This is a genomic window from Pseudomonas sp. GL_117, assembly GCF_057835125.1.
The window spans coordinates 4,746,820-4,762,224 of sequence record NZ_CM174418.1 but is presented as its reverse complement, the minus strand read 5'-3'; the positions used below and the strand labels follow the sequence as shown (position 1 = coordinate 4,762,224).

The following is a 15,405-nucleotide window of genomic DNA, read 5'->3' as shown; positions in this document are numbered from 1 at the left end:
GTTTACCCTCTGCCGGTTCAGAAGAGTTTGGTGAATAGCCAGTAGAGGCTGCCCGACAACACAATCGCCGCCGGCAACGTCAACACCCACGCCATCAACAGATTGCGGATGGTCTTCATCTGCAACCCGCCGCCATTGGCCACCATGGTTCCCGCCACACCGGACGACAGCACATGGGTGGTCGACACCGGCAAGCCAAACATATCCGCCGCGCCGATGGTCAGCATCGCCACGGTTTCCGCCGAAGCCCCTTGGGCATAGGTCATGTGGGTCTTGCCGATCTTCTCGCCCACCGTCACCACAATGCGTTTCCAGCCGACCATGGTGCCCAGGCCGAGGGCGATGGCCACGGCGATCTTCACCCACAGCGGGATAAAGCGCGTGGAGTTGTCGATCTGTTGCTTGAACAGTTGCAGCTTGCTTTGGGTATCGGCGTCGAAATTGCCGACCTTGCCCTTGTCCATCAAGCGAATGGTTTCGCTGGTCAGGTACATGTCGTTACGCACGTTGCCCACCGCTTCGGCGGGGACCTTGGCCAGGGAACCGTAGCCTTTGACCTGCTCGCCGATCTGCCCGGCGAGGGCGGCGAGGGCCGGGATCAGTTGCGGAGTGACTTCCTTGGTACTGACGTACGCCGACAGAATCGGCCGTGGGTTGCCCGGCAATGCCTGCGGCGCGCTTTTCGCCAGCGCCACTTGGGTCACTTCGGCCACGGCGGCAAATTGCAAGGATTGCTCGGCGGGCATGGTGCGGTTCAGCGCGTAGGCCATCGGCAACGTGCCCACCAGGATCAGCATGATCAGGCCCATGCCTTTTTGCCCATCGTTGGAGCCGTGGGCGAACGACACGCCGGTGCAGGTGGCGATCAGCATGCCGCGAATCCACCAAGGCGGTGGGGTGTCGCCTTTCGGCGCCTTGTACAGCGAGCGGTTCTTCACAAACGCGCGCAGCGCCAGCAACAGCAGGGCGGCAAAGCCAAAGCCGATCAGCGGCGACAGCAGCAGCGCGTAACCGATCTTGGTGGCCTGGGCCCAATCCACTCCGCTGGTGCCGTCACGCCCGTGCATCAAGGCATTCGCCACGCCGACGCCGATGATCGAGCCGATCAGGGTGTGGGACGACGAGGCCGGCAAACCCAGCCACCAGGTGCCCAGGTTCCACAGGATCGCGGCGATCAGCAGGGCGAAGATCATCGCGAAACCGGCCGACGAGCCGACCTGCAAAATCAGCTCCACCGGCAGCAGGGCAATGATGCCGAACGCCACGGCACCGCTGGAGAGCAGCACGCCGAGGAAGTTGAAAAAGCCCGACCACACCACCGCAAAATGCGGCGGCAGCGAGTTGGTGTAGATCACCGTCGCCACCGCGTTGGCGGTGTCGTGGAAGCCGTTGACGAACTCGAAGCCCAGGGCGATCAACAGCGCCACGCCGAGCAGCAGGAAGGGGGTCCAGGTGGTGACCACCGTGCCCAGTTCGTGCATGTCGTGCATCAGGCTGTAGGCGGTGAACAGCAGGCCCATGGCGAGCACGGCGAAGAAAATGATCACCGTGAGCAGGTTGGGCTTCTTGTCCAGCCGGGGTTTGGGGGCCGCGGGGGAGGCGTGCGTGGAGGCAGTCAGGGAAGGGGTGGCCATGCCGGAGCATCCAGTGTGAGAGGGATGCTGCCCATGATCATTGCAGAATGTTACAGAGATGCTGCCATATGTCAGTGTTTCAATGATTGAAGATGCCGCTGGTCGAGATCACACCGCAGGGCCAAATGTGGGAGCGACCACATTTTCAATGGCGTTCCAGTTCAGTAATCCTTGCGTTTGCGGAACGCCCAGCGCCCTGCAATCAGGGTAAAGGTCGCGACCAAGGCCACCAATATCCAGAAGCCTTCCGGGTCCTGGGAAAGCGGCACGCCCCCCACGTTCATGCCGAAAAAACCGGCAATGATGTTGATCGGCAATGCCAGCACCGTCACCACCGTCAGGGTGAACAGCGTGCGGTTGCTTTGCTCGTTGAGGTTGGCGGCGATCTCTTCCTGCAACAGCTTGATACGCTCTCCGAGCGCCGTGAGGTCGTTGATGATCAGCGCAAACTCCTCGGTGGATTTGCGCAACTCCTTCACGTCTTCCTTTTGCAGCCACTGCGGTGGGCGGTTGAGCAGGCGCAGCAGCGAGCCCGGTTCCAGCGCCAGCAGGCGTTGCAGGCGCACCAGCACCCGCCGCGCGGCACCGAGTTCGGCGCGGTTGGTGGACAGGCGCGAAGACAGCAACTGGTCTTCGATATGGTCGACGCTGATGCTGGTCTTGCGCACGATCTGCGTCAGCACCTCGCCCTGATCGCGCAGCAGATGCACGAGCAACTCCAGCGGCGAACGGAAGCGTTCCCCGGCCTTTACCGACGAGCGCAGTTTGTCCACCGAGTGCAACGGTTGCAGGCGTGCACTGATCAGCAGGCGGCTGCGGGCGCACACCCACAGCGTGGAAATATCCGACGAGACCATGCTGCTGAAGTTGAACACCACGTCGTTGACCACCGCCAGCAAGGCCGAGTCAACGTGTTCGATACGGGTGGAGCGTGAGCCTTCGTGCAGGGCTTCGAAGAACTCATCCGGCAATTCCAGGTGTTTCTGCATCCAGCGTTCGCACGCGGCATGGGCCAGGTTCAGGTGCAGCCACAGGAATTCTTCCGGGTCTTGTGGGGCCTGTAGCGCAGCCAGTGCGGTGGCCGAGTCGATCTGTTCACCCTTTTCGCCTGGGCGAAAACGAAAACCGTAGAGCAAGCCGAACAGGTCGGAGTCCTGGTGGCTGTGGTCAATGCTGTGATTCATGGAGGCTCGCAGGGAAAGGGCCTGTAGGACGTTTCACAGGTCGCGTAGCTGAATCATTGCAAGGAGATTTGACAGTTTTGTGACGGCTTTGTGTTTATTTCAGCTGCGTGAGGTTTATTTGATTGTTTCTCAGGGAACGTTCAAAACGCGTCTAGCCCGGCAGATACGGCGCGCTTGGGCGCCTGATGAACCTGTGGGAGCGGGCTTGCTCGCGAAGGCGGTTTATCAGAAACACATTCAGTGACTGATCCACCGCCTTCGCGAGCAAGCCCGCTCCCACATGGGGTTCTGCGTTTTGATCAAGTATCCAGTTTGTTTTCCAGCACTTCGCCGGTCTTGGCGTCGAGCTTCACGTCCCACTTCTTGCCGGTGGTGTCGGTCAGTTCAACTTCGTAGACCAGGCGACCGGCCTTGTCTTCCAGCTCGGTGTCGTGGATAACGGCGCCAGGGTGTTTGGCCAGGGCGTCTTTGTTGAGTTGTTCAAAAGGCTTCACCGCGCCTGATTGCAACAGGCTTGGAATCTGGTCAGGGCGAACGTCGGCTTGAGCCAGGCCGGCGGTCAGGGTCAAGGCGGTGGCGGCGAACAAAGCGGTCAGGGTTTTCATCGTGTGGGTCCTTTTGGGGTGAGCTGTTTAAGTGGCCTCAGGTTAGTCAGCGCAACTTAACTCACCCTTAATTATTTCAAGCAGTTGCGCAGTTTGTTCAATTCGTCGGGCGCGGCGGGTTTCATGCTGGGGGCTGTGGCAATCGCACCTGCTGCTGGTGTTCGCGGGCACTGCGTTTTATCGCGATGCCTAGCGCACGGCCTCCAAGGACAGGTCTGCGTGCAACAACGGGGCGAGATCGAACACGGCAGGCTCGGCATATAGCACCGATACCTCACCCTGGCTCTCAAGAATGGCGTGGGGCTGACGCGAAGGGATAAACAGACGATGGGCTCTGGTGATCTGGCCATCGAGGTTGACCGTGATCGGCGAACCGTTGGAGCACATCATCTGATGCGCATAGTGCGCATGGGGCGCGGTACGCCCCAGCTCGCCGATGATCAGGCCGTAGTCACGCCCCAACCACAGGCGGCCTGACCAATGGGCCTTCACTCAGTACTTATAGTCGTTCAGCAAGTCCTGCACGCTGGACGACGGCCAGCGCTTGTAGAACTTCAGCAGTTCGGCCGCGCGGTTGGTGAAGATGCCGTCCACGCCAGCCTTCATCACCTTGTCGAAGTCCACCGGCTCATCGACGGTGTAGACGTGCACCAGCAGGCCTTTGTCGTGGGTCAGCTTGTTCATTTCAGGCTTGACCAGGTTCGAATAACTTTGATCGCCATGGGCGGTCAGCTCAGCCGACGGGCCAGTGCCGATGGCACCGAGGCTCTTGGCTTCGTCGACCCACTTTTCGAACTCGGCGGCGTCTTTCGGCTCTTGCTTGGCATAGTAGGCGGCCTTGGTGGTTTCGCCGGACTCGGCGAACGTCTGCTTGGATTTTGGCTCGATGCTGCCTTCACCGACCCACAACAGCAGGATTTTCGGGGTGTTCGGCATCTCTTTTTGCAGCTCGACCAGGCTCGACTTCTCGAAGGTTTGCAGCACCACGCGGCCCTTGCCCTGGCCGACACCGGTGTTGCTCTTGCCCAGCTTGGAGCCGGCGGAACTCAACCAGCCTTTATCCAGCAGCTTGTTTTTCAGGTCGGCCTCGATGCCCGGGAATTGCTTGGGCTCCTTGGTCTCGATGTACAGGCCGGGTTTGTGCTGTGGGTTGCCTTCGGCGATCTTGATGATGTCGTCCAGGCTCTGGATTTTCAGGCCGACGAAACCCGGGCGGGCGCGGTCCGGGTAAGCGGCGTTGAACCAGCTGCCGGCGTCGAGGCTTTGCAGTTCTTTCCAGGTGAATTCGTTGGCCGGTGCGTCTTTGCGCTCGGGGAACTTGGTGGCCACGTCGGTGGTGCGCTGCAGGTTGTTGTCGTGCAGGGCGAACAGCACGCCGTCCTTGCTGCGTTGCAGGTCCATTTCCAGGTAGTCGGCACCCAGGTCGCGTGCAACTTTGTAGGCGGCGGCGGTGGATTCGGGAGCGTCGTACGAGGCGCCACGGTGAGCGATGACGGCGGGATACGGAATGCCTTCGTTTGTCGCCAATTCAGCCGGGCTGATCGGATCGGCAGCCTGTGCCTGGCCGAGGCCAAGCGTCAGGGCGAGCAGCAGGGCGCTCTTGGTGAACGTGACAGGCATATGCGAAGTCCTTTCGTGGAGGTAGCTTTGAGAAGGCCTCCTTTTTAACAATTGATTGCGAACGGCGCCATCACCAAACCGACATTAACGTGCGCATGCGCCAATTTTCTGGGTTTTTTTGCGGTGCATTGCAGTACTCTTGCCCGAAGCTTCCCCGACAGAGGGCGGCAATTTCTGCCACGCGTGTAAACCATCTTTCCAGTCCCTGTGGGACTTTTCAGTGAGGTTTACCATGCGCATCACTTCCGAGCTTATCTGCCAGGCTGCCGACAGACTCCACGGTTTTGTCGGACTGAACCGCAAGACCGGGCAGTACATCGTGCGTTTCAGCGAAGACTCCTTCGGCATGGATGTGGCCGATGACGGCATCATCCCCACCGCCGAATTTGTCTGGCTGCCCGCCGAGGATGACACCATGACGTTGTCCCGCGAGCGCATCCAATTGCTGCTGGACCAGAACATCGACGACCGCATCAACATCAGTGAGCCGCTGCGGGTGTACATGCGCCGGGTCGAGATCCCGCAGATTGCTGCGTTGCGCAGTCTGGTCAGCTAGCTACCTGTTTGCGAGGTTATAGAGAGCCAAATGTGGCAGCGGGCAAGCCCGCTCCCACAGGGGGGCAGCATTTCAGTTCTGGAACGCATAGTCCCGTTCGACTTTGCATACCCGTGTCTGAAACGCCGAGTACCAAAGGGCCCGTCCTTGCTCGCGCACGGCACTGTGCTCGGCCTGCCGCTTCCACGCCAGGATCGCCGCCTCGCTTTGCCAGTACGACACGGTGATCCCCAGGCCATCCTCCCGCGCCGATTCCACCCCGAGAAACCCCGGTTGCCCACGCGCCAGTTCCAGCATGTGCGTGGCGGCCGCGCCGTAGCCGTGATCGCCCTCGGTGCGCAGCGAGCTGAAAATCACTGCGTAGTAGGGCGGGGTTGGTGTGACGGCGATCATGCGGACACCTCCCGGCAGGCGTTGAGCAAGGCCATCGCCAGCGGCGGCGTGATGCCGTTGAGGGCGGCGCGTTCGGGTTGGAACAAGGTGGCGACGAAAAACGGGCGATCGAGCAACTCCACCGCGCGCAGATCGCCCGCCGAGTCGTGGCCGCAGGCAATCAAGTCGCCTTCGAGCAGGGCATCGAGAAACTCGCGATTGACCCCGTAACGGCAGCGATAGCCCTCTTCAAGGTCCAGCGTGCCGTAGGCCTCGGCGATGCGGGTGTAGGGCGCCAGACGCACGCGGTCGGTGGCTTCCACCAGGGCGCAGCTCAGCGGCGCGATCACCGCGCGTTTGGCCTCGGGGTTCAGTTCGCCATGTTGCGCATCCGCCCAGCCCAATACGTGGCGGGCATATTCCAGCACTGCGTGCTGAAAACCGCCGCAGGTGCCGAGGAACGGTCGCCGCTGCTCGCGGGCAAAACGGATGGCTTGCAGGGCGCCGTCGGTGTCGCGATAGGGGCTGGCGGGCACGCACCAAAAACCGTCAAAGCCGTGCAGCGATGGCAAGTTGTCGGTGTCGAGCCATTGCAGGTGAACGGTCAGGCCAAGCCTGTCGGCCGCCTGTTGCAGGGCCACGGGAATGGCTTGGTGCGCGGTGACAGCGGGGTGGTATTCGCCGATCAGGGCGAGGTGCAGCGTAGAGGCGTTCATCGTGTGCATCCCATGGCTTGTGGTGTCCTGGGGCGCACTATAAATTGGCGTTCACGCAATCAATATTGGCGTTTACCCATATGTTCAATGCGTCAACGCACTATCAGATTGACTACCCCGACTTGTCGCTGATCCTCGCGCTGGTGCGCGGTGGCTCCCTCGCGCGGGCGGCGGCGTTGTTGCGGGTGGACGTGTCCACGGTGTTTCGCGCAGTGCGGCGCCTGGAGGCGGCATTGGGCCAGACGCTGTTTGAAAAAAGCCGCGCCGGCTACTTGCCCACGGGCTTGGCGCGGGACCTGGCGCAACAGGCCGAACGTGCCGAACAAGCGCTGGAGGCGGCGCGCATTGGCGTGGAGCAGGGCGGTGAAGTGATCAGCGGCACGGTGCGCCTGACCTGTACCGACTCGGTGTTGCAAGGGTTGCTGCTGCCTGCCTTGGCGCAATTCATGCCGGATTATCCGGCGCTGACCCTGGAGCTGAGTACGTCCAACGACTTCGCCAACCTCAGCCGCCGCGATGCGGACATCGCCCTACGCTTGACCAAGACGCCGCCGGAACACCTTGTAGGACGCTGCCTCGGCAACGTCGCCTACCAGGTGTGTGCGAGCCCGGGTTTTGCGCGTGAGCATGCCGGGCGCGAGTTGGCCGAACTGGCCTGGATCGCCCCGGATGATTTCATGCCGGACCACCCGACGGTGGCCTGGCGTCGCGAGCACCTGCCGGGTGTACGCCTTGGTTATCGCTGCAACAGTATGCTATCGGTCACCGAACTGGTGCGTGCCGGGCTGGGTGTGGCGGCGTTGCCGGACTTTCTCCTGGATGAGGGCTTGCAACCGATGGGGCCGACGTTGGCAGGGCATGGCACGGCGCTGTGGTTGCTCACCCGTCCTGACTGCCGGGCGTTGCGCTCGGTGGTGGCGTTGTTTGATGAATTGGGGCGGCACATCCGGATGAAGCCCTAGACCCAAATCAAAAATGTGGGGGGACAAGCCCCCCTCCCATATGGGATTACGGGTGTTCTTGGGGTTTTCTTACAAAGTGCTCGTGCAGTTCACACGTCAGGCTTTCGACATGTTCCGTCAGTTGCTTGGTCATTTCCGTCAGCCGGGTGTTCTGTTCGAGTAATTCCAGCAACTGTTTGGTGGTCTGCGCGGCCTGGGCCTGGCGTTCGGTATTGGCCACGGCAAGGGCTTCACGGTGCTGCGCATCGGCGTCGGACTGGGCTTTGTCCCGCGCTGCCTGGCGTGTCTGCGCCAGCAGGATCAGCGGCGCGGCGTAGGCCGCTTGCAGGCTGAAGGCGAGGTTGAGCAGGATGAACGGGTAGGCGTCGAAGTGCGTCACGCCGGTCATGTTCAATACCATCCACACCACCACGATCACGGTCTGCGCACCGAGGAAGGTCGGCGTGCCGAAGAATCGGGCGAAGGCTTCGGCCTTGAGGGCAAAGGTGTCATTGCCAAACGTCGGTGCCAGGTGGGCATGGGGGCGGTGGAAACGCAGATGATCGACGGGGGCGGCTTCAGGTTTGCTTGGGGTCATGATGGGCTCGGATCTTCAACTGAGAGACAGTGAAGCACTATAGACCGAGCCCCCGACGCTACGTATGAAGATCGGGTCAGTTGCCGCCACGCTCGTTGGCGAATGCACTGACTGCCTGCACGGCCTCGCTGGTGCCTTCACGAATCTGCAGGATCACCGTGCCGGCGCGGTTGGCCAGGTCGACACCCTGGGCCGCGCGGTCGCGGGTGCCGTCCATGCTGTGGATGGCCTGGCGGGTTTCGTCTTGGATCATCGCGATCATGCTGGAGATCTCCGCGGTGGAGCCGCTGGTACGCGCTGCCAGTTGCCGCACTTCATCGGCCACCACGGCAAAACCACGGCCTTGTTCACCCGCACGTGCCGCTTCGATGGCCGCGTTGAGGGCCAGCAGGTTGGTCTGGTCGGCGATGCCACGAATGGTGTTGACGATGGCGGTGATCTGCTGCGAACGCTCGCCCAGCTTGGCGATCAGTTGTGAGGAGCCGTCAATGTCGGCGGCAATCTCGCGCATGCCGCTGGCCGTTTGCTGGATCACTTCGGCGCCTTTTTCGGCGATGTCCCGGGTGCTCAGGGAGATGTGGTACGCCTGGGCTGCGCTGGCCGCATCGGCGCTGTGCTGCTGCACCATGGCGGTGACGTCGGAGGCGAACTTGACCACTTTGCACAGGCGTCCGCCGGCGTCATACACCGGGTTGTAGTTGGCTTCCAGCCACACGGTGCGGCCGTTTTTATCCACGCGCTCGAACTGGCCGCTGAACATTTCGCCCTGGTTCAGGCGGCGCCAGAACTCGCTGTAGGCCGCACTGTTGGCCAACTCCGGGGTGCAGAACAGGCGGTGATGCTGGCCCTGGACCTGTGTGAGGCTGTAGCCCATGCGTTGTAGGAAATTCGTATTGGCGGTGAGGATGGTACCGTCGAGGTTGAACTCGATCACCGCCATCGCCCGGCCGATGGCGTCCAACTTGGCGTTGGCTTCGCTCTCGGCTTGCAGGCGTGGGGTCACGTCCATGGCGTACTTCACCACCTTGACCACGCGGCCGGCGTCGTCGCGTACCGGGTTGTAGCTGGCTTCCAGCCATACTGAATGGCCGTCGCCTGCCACCCGTTCGAAGGTGCCGGACTGGAACTGGCCGTTGCGCAGGTTCGTCCACAACTGGTTGTACTCGGCGCTACGCGCAAATGCGGGGGTACAGAACAGCTTGTGGGGCTGGCCGACGATCTGTTCGGCGCGGTAGCTCATGGTCTTGAGGAAGTTGTCGTTGGCCCGCAGCACGTTGCCTTGCAGGTCGAATTCGATCACCGCCATGGAGCGTTCGAGGGCGTCCAGCAGGCTGGCCTGTTGGGCCACGGTATGTTGCAGGGCGCTGATGGTTTTTTTGTGGGCGTTAAATAGCATGTTCGGATGCTCGGGCAAGCAAGCGTAGGGGGTATCCATGTGAGGTCGCCTGCCCCGTAAGGCGCTGGGCTCTACGGTTGACGTGCTCATTGTCAGCTTCCTGGTGCTGACAGCGGGGGTGGAACAACGGGGTCAGAGTCGCGTAGCGGGAAGAAAGTTCGGCGATGTGCCACTACTTTTTAGCGGCGGCGCCCAATGAAGGCATTATGCTATCGCTGCGAGTGCTGGGCAGGAAATTCAGACGAGGTGTCGTACGACAACTTCAGGCGGAATGAGCCACGCAGTAGTTGCTGACGTTGACCCGGTTGCGCCCGGTGGCCTTGGCGGCGTACAGCGCCCGATCCGCGGCGTTGAGCCACATCGCGGCATCGCTGAAACCGGGTTGGAAGTCGGCCAGGCCGATGCTCAGGCTGACGCGTAGCTCCGGGATCTGCGGGTTACGGTAGTTGCTGAAGGTCTCGCGCATGCGTTCCATCAACTGCGCGGCTTCTTCCAGGGGCATTTTCGGAAGAATCACGCAGAACTCATCGCCACCATAGCGTCCGGCCAGGTCGTTTTCCCGCAGGTTGCGCCGCAACTCCAGGCTCAGTTGGCGCAGCACCGCGTCACCGACGATATGGCCGTGGGTGTCGTTGATCTGTTTGAAGTGGTCAATGTCGATCAGCGTGATGGTGGCGTGGCTTTGTTGTTGCCGGCACTTATGGAATTTGATGTGCAGCAGGTCTTTCCACGAACCGTGATTAAGCAAGCCCGTGAGGCTGTCGATACGGCTGAGGGCGCTGAGGGCGCGCTTGTGCTCGGACAGTTTGATCGCCAATTGGTAACAGACCATGCCGATGGCCATGGGGTAGAGGGTCAGCATCGGCAGGCAGGCGTAGACCTCAAGCACGCTGACATCCGTGTCGAAGCGCATGCCGAACAGCAACCACCCGGCCCCGATACCCGCTGCCTGGGCCAACAGGCCGCGCAGGAACATCTGTTTGCCGCCCGCTGCGACGTTATTCATGGCCATCATGGACAGGATGGTCACGGCCGTCAGCGGCGAGAACTGAATGGCTGCCGCCCAGAACCCGCCGAAAAACGAGTCGTAGATCAGGTTGCGTTTTTCGGCCTGATAGGGGAACTGGGCGCGCGTCGAGAGTTGATACGCCACATGCGCCCAGGCAAGGCCATTGAACAGCAGGAACGCCCAGACCCAACCGGGCATCGAGAGCGGGTAGAGGGCGGCGGCGACACTGATGCCGCCGATGCCCAGGCCGATGATCCTTGGCTTGTAGATACGCCTGGCAAATGAGAGCCCTTTGCCTTGTCGGTTTTCCATAAATTCTGAGTCAGCTCTTTTTGCAGGTACGGCAGCGTGTTCGTGGGGTAACCGTTTATCGGATAAGGCTGTGAATATTGTCAGTTATTTGCGCACGAATAATCAGTGGCCTTACAGGCCATTTGTGCAAAACAGAGGGCGAATGCGTCAAAAACGACCTGCGATGTCGTTCAAGCAACAGCGTCTACCGAGGGTGGACTTCGTAGCCGGCCAGGAACAGGTCGATGGCAGACTCGATCACGCTGGCCTGGTTGGCGGCATCCAGGGTCGGTTGGCCAAGGGTGATTTGCGGCCAGAACGCGAACGCCTTGAGCAGGCTTTGGATCTGGTGGGCGGCGAATGCCGGATCGCTGCAACTGAGGCGGCCGTCTTCCTGGGCGGCGCGGACCCACTGGGTAAAACCTTCTTCGCGCTGGCTCAGGCGGGTCACCATGTCTTGGGCACGTTCCGGCGAGTGAATGGTGGCGGCGATAGCGACCCGGGCCAGGTCGAGGAAATTGGCATCCGCCATCATCTTCATCTTGGCCTCCAGCAACCCGCGCAGTTGCTCGCGCAGCGGGCGGTCGCTGGCGTAGCTCACATCCAGTTGCGCGACGCTGCTGGCCCACAATTGGTGAAGGATTTCGGCGAACAATTCCTCCTTGCTCGGGAAGTGGTTGTACACGGTGCGCTTGGAAACACCGGCGGTGGCGGCGATCTTGTCCATGCTGGTGACCTCGAAACCGTTGGCGCGAAACTCGGCGATGGCCGCAGCCACGATGGCTTCGCGTTTACGGTCGGTGAGGCGTTGAGGGGCAGTCATGGGGGGCATTCGGCTCGGCAGGGGAAATTACACTCGGTAGTTTACTTGCTCCGGATTTTGTTGCAATCTTGAAACTACACTGTGCAGTGTAATTCTTCAGCGCTCTGTAGGAGTCACCTGGTAATGGCCATCCTCTCATCCCGTGTCGACCCTTTGCCTGAGGGGCTCAAACCTGCCGAGCAGGAACAGGGCCCCTTCAGTAACGATGCTCCCGTACAACACGGCGGCTTTGGCAAAACCTTGCGGATTTTCTGGAACATGCTGTTCAACAAGCCACGCAGCACGCGGCCGGTGGGGACGATCCCAGTGCAACCGCTGACCCGTGACCAGTTGCTGGCAGCGCCCGATCACAGTGTGTTTCGCCTTGGGCATTCCACGGTCTTGCTGAAAATGCGCGGTAAGTTCTGGGTGACCGACCCGGTCTTCGCTGAGCGCGCTTCGCCGTTCAGTTGGGCTGGCCCCAAGCGTTTCCACCAGCCCCCCATCAGCCTCGATGAACTGCCTGCGCTAGAGGCGGTGATTCTTTCCCACAACCATTACGACCATCTTGACTACAAGGCGGTCGTGGAATTGGCTGACAAGACTCGCTATTTTCTCGCACCGCTGGGCGTGGGCGACATTCTCGTCAAGTGGGGCGTTGAACCCGGCAAAGTACGGCAACTGGATTGGTGGCAGGGCACCGAGGTGGATGGCATCCGGTTTGTCGCCACACCTGCGCAGCATTTTTCCGGGCGCGGCTTGTTCGACAGCAACCAGACCCTGTGGTGTTCCTGGGTGATGATCGACGGCGCGCGGCGGATCTTCTTCAGCGGTGACACCGGCTATTTCGATGGCTTCAAACGCATCGGCGAGCAGTACGGCCCGTTTGATCTGACGCTGATGGAAACCGGTGCCTACAACGTCGACTGGCCCCACGTGCACATGCAGCCAGAGCAAACCTTGCAAGCACACATCGACCTCAAGGGGCGTTGGCTGCTGCCGATTCACAACGGCACCTTCGACCTGGCGTTCCATGCCTGGCACGAACCGTTCGACCGCATCATGGCCTTGGCGTGGGAGCGCAATGTGTCGATCACCACGCCGGCGATGGGCCAGGCGTTCAGCCTGAACCAACCTGAGCGCGGGCAGGCGTGGTGGCTGGAGGTGGAAACCCAGGGCGCCGAAGAAAGCCTGGCAAGCTGAAGCTGGCGGCGTCGGAAAAAGGAGTTTTCAAGGTGTTTCCGGGCTGCGACAGAGGCCGGATGAGGGTGCGATGATTCCCGGAAAATTAATTTCTGGGGGACGTTTTGATGGATGAAAAGTGTAGGAAAATTTGTGCAGTACGCGTGCCGTGCCTGCCGGTGCAAGTGCTGCCCACGTTTGTCGAGCCTGCACCTGCTGGCCACGTTCCTGAGGCAGCGGGCCAGCGCGGTATTGCGTTTAGCGTCGAACCCCAGGCCGGCATGCCGCATGAGGTGAGTATCCCGATCCCTGGATATGACGCACCGGCGATTCCCTTGAAAACCGTGCGTGATCCCTCGCTGTCATTGATCGCCCTGAGTGGTATCGACCCCTCTGGACCAGTCATGGTGGAGGTGCCTCTGGTGCAGAACAACACCACATTCACTGCGACCCCGGCTCTGGCTGGCCGACGCGTGGGGGTTGCCGAGCGATTTGATGATCAGACACCGATCGAGCACCACGCCTCTTTTCTCCGCGCGCTGGAGATACTGCGGCGGGCTGGCGCGCACTTGGTGCTGGTGCCTGCCCGCGCGACCAAGGGCGATCTGCACTTCACCTTGCAGAGCCTTAATGAAGTCGATGAGCTTGTCAGCGAATATCGCTTGGATGCGGTGGTGTCCGACAGCCGCACTGGAGCGTTTCACAGCGCTTGCTGGAACGGTTACCCAGCGCTCAACGAACCGCTTGAGGACGGGGCGACACTGTGGTTCTACGGTGCGCGCTGGTCGAAGGCGATGTTGGCGACGCTGGTGCAGGGCTATCGCAGCGTGCGTGCGTTGACTCCGGTTTAGGCCAGGCTACCCCATGCGTTGAACAATCCCACGGTATGAACGACTGGCCTCGCGCAGCCTGGATGGAGGGGCGTTTTTAGAATGGTGTGCGGATCAACATAGGTCCTTCGTCAATTCTTACCCCTTCCTGGAGGTGTTGCATGTTTGGTATTGGTCTTGGTGTGGGCGCGGTAATTAGCCAGGCGTCGAGAATGATGGGGGTGAAACCCGCGGGCGATCTACGCAAACCGGTACCGCCTGGCACTGAGTATGTCGGTGTTCGCGAACTCGGCGAGCAAATGGCACGGCCGGGTGGGTTCACCTCGGAAGATCTGGTCACCTATTTGCAAGCGCGCATTCGTAAGCTCGACCCCGCGTTAAGCACCATCATCGAACTCAACCCACAAGCGTTGGAGATTGCACGCGAACTGGACCGCGAGCGCGTGTCTGGCAAGATCAGGGGGCCGCTGCATGGGATTCCGGTGCTGCTCAAGGACACGATCGAGACAGGCGATACCCAGCAAACCAGCGCCGGCGCGTTTGGATTGACGGGGACGGCGGCGAGCAAAGATGGGTTTATTGTCGAGCGCCTGCGTGAGCAGGGCGCGGTGATCCTGGGCAAGACCAACCTGACGGAACTCGCGGGTTTTCGCGGCGGCCCCGACGGTTGGAGCAGTCGGGGCGGGCAAACGCGCAACCCTTACCATGCGGATGCACCGGTCGGTGGTTCAAGTTCGGGATCGGCCGCCGCTGTTGCCGCCGGGTTGGCGCCGCTGGCCGTGGGCACCGAAACCAGCGGTTCGATCATTGTGCCGGCGGCGCTCAACGGCGTGGTCGGTTTCAAGCCCAGCGTGGGCGTGTTGAGCCGCAGCGGCATCATTCCAGCCAGCCACCGGCAGGACACACCGGGGCCGATGGCGCGCTCGGTGTTTGATGCTGCGCTCATGCTTAATGCCATGTCTGGCAGCGACCCTGACGACAGCGCGAACATTGATGCGCCCAAGGGCATCGACTACACCGCATTGCTCAAACCCGGAGCGTTGCACGGCAAGCGTATTGGTTACCCGGCGACCTTTTGCGCGAAGGGCGAAAGCTTGTCGGTGGACAATAGCCCTCAATTCGCCCGGGCACTTGAGGTGCTTCGGGCGCAAGGGGCAACTGTGGTGCCGGTGAATATGCGACTGGCCGACGCCTCGCGTTATGGCGAATTGTTGTTTGCCGATGTGAAGGACGAGTTGAATGACTACCTGGCCAAGCGACAGGGACTGCCGGTCAAGTCGGTGCCGCAACTGATTGCGTTCAACGATGCGCGTGATGGAACCGCCACCGAGCACCAGCCGGTACTCAAGCAAATCGAGGCATCCACCCTCACGCCTGAGGAGCGCGAACCCCTATGGGATGCCCTGATCCAGGAGTTTCGTGGCACCTTGGATGAGCTGATTGACGAGCAAAACCTTGATGCGGTGGTCTCGGACTTCGAGACCAACAGCTACTTTGCGGTCGCCGCAGCTGGTTACCCTGGTGTCTCGGTGCCTTCCGGGAAAAATGACGACGGCGTACCGACCAGCGCGTATTTCTTTGGTGCCCGCTGGAGCGAACCGACATTGCTGGCGGTTGCCCATGGGTATGAGCAGGCTGCGAAAGTGGGGATCAAGCCGGTTCTTTAACG

Annotated in this window: 15 protein-coding genes and 2 pseudogenes; 5 read left to right on the top strand and 12 right to left on the bottom strand. The window is 61.2% G+C overall.

All coding sequences use genetic code 11. The annotated features are described in order from the left end of the window. Positions 1 to 17: 17 nt before the first annotated feature. The 5 genes from AC3ISR_RS21595 to AC3ISR_RS21575 form a co-directional block, all read right to left on the bottom strand. Complete coding sequence (locus tag AC3ISR_RS21595; RefSeq protein WP_463984280.1) at positions 18 to 1,634, bottom strand: inorganic phosphate transporter; 1,617 nt, start codon at positions 1,632 to 1,634, stop codon at positions 18 to 20. 161 nt (positions 1,635 to 1,795) lie between these two features. Further along, positions 1,796 to 2,818, bottom strand: a complete 1,023-nt coding sequence (locus tag AC3ISR_RS21590; protein ID WP_192301053.1) for a transporter — start codon at positions 2,816 to 2,818, stop codon at positions 1,796 to 1,798. 299 nt (positions 2,819 to 3,117) lie between these two features. Further along, positions 3,118 to 3,423, bottom strand: coding sequence for a PepSY domain-containing protein (locus AC3ISR_RS21585; RefSeq protein WP_192301055.1), 306 nt, complete (start codon positions 3,421 to 3,423; stop codon positions 3,118 to 3,120). Between the two features lie 189 nt (positions 3,424 to 3,612). Beyond that, on the bottom strand, positions 3,613 to 3,915 hold the full coding sequence (locus AC3ISR_RS21580; RefSeq protein ID WP_463984281.1) for a hypothetical protein: 303 nt from the start codon (positions 3,913 to 3,915) through the stop codon (positions 3,613 to 3,615). Beyond that, positions 3,916 to 5,043, bottom strand: coding sequence for a glycerophosphodiester phosphodiesterase family protein (locus AC3ISR_RS21575; protein ID WP_192301056.1), 1,128 nt, complete (start codon positions 5,041 to 5,043; stop codon positions 3,916 to 3,918). Positions 5,044 to 5,275: 232 nt separating this feature from the next. On the opposite strand from AC3ISR_RS21575, the gene AC3ISR_RS21570 reads away from it, so the two are divergent. Further along, entirely contained in the window at positions 5,276 to 5,599 is a 324-nt protein-coding gene (locus tag AC3ISR_RS21570; RefSeq protein ID WP_192301057.1) for a DUF2025 family protein, read from the top strand. 72 nt (positions 5,600 to 5,671) lie between these two features. Here AC3ISR_RS21570 and AC3ISR_RS21565 read toward each other — a convergent pair whose 3' ends face one another. After that, positions 5,672 to 5,992: an antibiotic biosynthesis monooxygenase family protein gene (locus AC3ISR_RS21565; protein ID WP_192301058.1), complete on the bottom strand. Its 321-nt coding sequence runs from the start codon at positions 5,990 to 5,992 to the stop codon at positions 5,672 to 5,674. Next, a complete protein-coding gene (locus AC3ISR_RS21560; RefSeq protein WP_192301059.1) occupies positions 5,989 to 6,687 on the bottom strand; it encodes a CTP synthase C-terminal region-related (seleno)protein in 699 nt (232 codons plus the stop codon). Before AC3ISR_RS21560 ends, AC3ISR_RS21565 begins: the two co-directional genes overlap by 4 nt. Before the next feature lie 80 nt (positions 6,688 to 6,767). Here AC3ISR_RS21560 and AC3ISR_RS21555 point away from each other — a divergent pair, with 80 nt between their 5' ends. Next, positions 6,768 to 7,649, top strand: a complete 882-nt coding sequence (locus AC3ISR_RS21555) for a LysR family transcriptional regulator (protein WP_192301060.1) — start codon at positions 6,768 to 6,770, stop codon at positions 7,647 to 7,649. Positions 7,650 to 7,695: 46 nt separating this feature from the next. Here the strand turns inward: AC3ISR_RS21555 and AC3ISR_RS21550 are convergent, their stop codons facing one another. The 5 genes and pseudogenes from AC3ISR_RS21550 to AC3ISR_RS21530 all read right to left on the bottom strand — a co-directional run bounded on the left by AC3ISR_RS21550 (position 7,696) and on the right by AC3ISR_RS21530 (position 11,745). Then, positions 7,696 to 8,226, bottom strand: a complete 531-nt coding sequence (locus AC3ISR_RS21550; RefSeq protein ID WP_192301061.1) for a DUF1003 domain-containing protein — start codon at positions 8,224 to 8,226, stop codon at positions 7,696 to 7,698. A gap of 76 nt (positions 8,227 to 8,302) precedes the next feature. Next, positions 8,303 to 8,737, bottom strand: a pseudogene (locus tag AC3ISR_RS21545) (methyl-accepting chemotaxis protein); the annotation flags it as partial. Between the two features lie 117 nt (positions 8,738 to 8,854). Then, positions 8,855 to 9,622 (bottom strand): annotated as a pseudogene (locus tag AC3ISR_RS21540) (PAS domain-containing protein); the annotation flags it as partial. Positions 9,623 to 9,884: 262 nt separating this feature from the next. Continuing rightward, positions 9,885 to 10,943, bottom strand: coding sequence for a diguanylate cyclase (locus tag AC3ISR_RS21535; protein ID WP_192301062.1), 1,059 nt, complete (start codon positions 10,941 to 10,943; stop codon positions 9,885 to 9,887). A 184-nt stretch (positions 10,944 to 11,127) separates the two neighbouring features. Beyond that, the gene (locus AC3ISR_RS21530) at positions 11,128 to 11,745 is read right to left on the bottom strand and encodes a TetR/AcrR family transcriptional regulator (protein ID WP_192301063.1); all 618 of its coding nucleotides are present in this window, start codon (positions 11,743 to 11,745) and stop codon (positions 11,128 to 11,130) included. A gap of 123 nt (positions 11,746 to 11,868) precedes the next feature. On the opposite strand from AC3ISR_RS21530, the gene AC3ISR_RS21525 reads away from it, so the two are divergent. From AC3ISR_RS21525 to AC3ISR_RS21515, 3 genes are all read left to right on the top strand, one after another. Then, positions 11,869 to 12,927, top strand: a complete 1,059-nt coding sequence (locus tag AC3ISR_RS21525) for an MBL fold metallo-hydrolase (RefSeq protein WP_463984282.1) — start codon at positions 11,869 to 11,871, stop codon at positions 12,925 to 12,927. 107 nt (positions 12,928 to 13,034) lie between these two features. Further along, positions 13,035 to 13,757 carry a hypothetical protein gene (locus AC3ISR_RS21520; protein WP_225595736.1) on the top strand — a complete coding sequence of 241 codons (723 nt, stop codon included), beginning with the start codon at positions 13,035 to 13,037 and terminating at the stop codon, positions 13,755 to 13,757. 140 nt (positions 13,758 to 13,897) lie between these two features. Further along, the gene (locus AC3ISR_RS21515) at positions 13,898 to 15,403 is read left to right on the top strand and encodes an amidase family protein (RefSeq protein ID WP_463984283.1); all 1,506 of its coding nucleotides are present in this window, start codon (positions 13,898 to 13,900) and stop codon (positions 15,401 to 15,403) included. The last annotated feature ends 2 nt before the right edge of the window (positions 15,404 to 15,405 follow it).